Source organism: Candidatus Hakubella thermalkaliphila (assembly GCF_013281975.1).
Taxonomy (GTDB): Bacteria; Actinomycetota; Humimicrobiia; order Hakubellales; family Hakubellaceae; genus Hakubella; species Hakubella thermalkaliphila.
In genome coordinates, this window is sequence record NZ_BLRZ01000393.1 from 1 (window position 1) to 746 (window position 746).

Annotated in this window: 2 protein-coding genes; both read right to left on the reverse strand. The window is 44.1% G+C overall.

All coding sequences use genetic code 11. The features are described 5' to 3' along the window. The coding region (locus tag HW443_RS12365; protein ID WP_176238354.1) for an ATP-binding cassette domain-containing protein at positions 1–268 on the reverse strand (268 nt) is incomplete at its 3' end. Further along, a partial coding sequence (locus HW443_RS12370; protein ID WP_176238355.1) for a PstA family ABC transporter permease occupies positions 262–746 on the reverse strand: 485 nt, incomplete at its 5' end. The genes HW443_RS12365 and HW443_RS12370, both read right to left, overlap by 7 nt.

Here is a 746-nt window from a genome sequence, read left to right on the forward strand (position 1 = left end):
ATTCATGTATCTTGGCGAGATTGTAGAGTATGACAGGATAGAGTATTATTTCGCCCTCATACCTGTTATGGGGATAGAGGTCATGCATGCGGTTAAAACATCTGAGGAATGTAGTCTTTCCACAGCCTGAAGGTCCTATCAATGCAGTTACTTTTCTCCGCTCTATCGGCAGGTTAATCTCCTTCAGAGTTTGGACACTGCCGTAGTCGAAATTAAGTCTTTTAACCCTAGCCTTTAATTCTTTTACCATCTTTAATTCTTTTACCATTTTATCTTCTTCCTGAATCTGTATCTAATATGAATGGCTACGGCATTCATAAGCAAGGTCATTATTAGCAGGATAATGCCTGCTGCCGCTGCATTTATATGAAACTCCCTCTCCGGCCTCGATACCCAGTTGAACAGTTGAATCGGCATTACAGTAAAAGGATCCATAAGCCATTTGAATGATATGAAAGGGAACTCTGAAGTAAAAGGAGATGTGGGCAGGAAGGCTATGAATGTAAGCGCTCCTATCACCATTAGAGGAGTTGTATCACCGATGGCCCTCGAAAGGCCGATGATTATTCCTGTGAGTATCCCGCCTGCGGAATAGGGGATTATATGAGACTGCACTGTCTGCCATTTGGTAGCTCCGAGGGCATAAGATGCCTCCCTTATGGAGTTCGGTATGGCCCTTATAGCCTCTCTTGTAGCTATGATGATCATAGGCAGTATCATGAGGGCAAGGGCCAATCCCCCTGTCA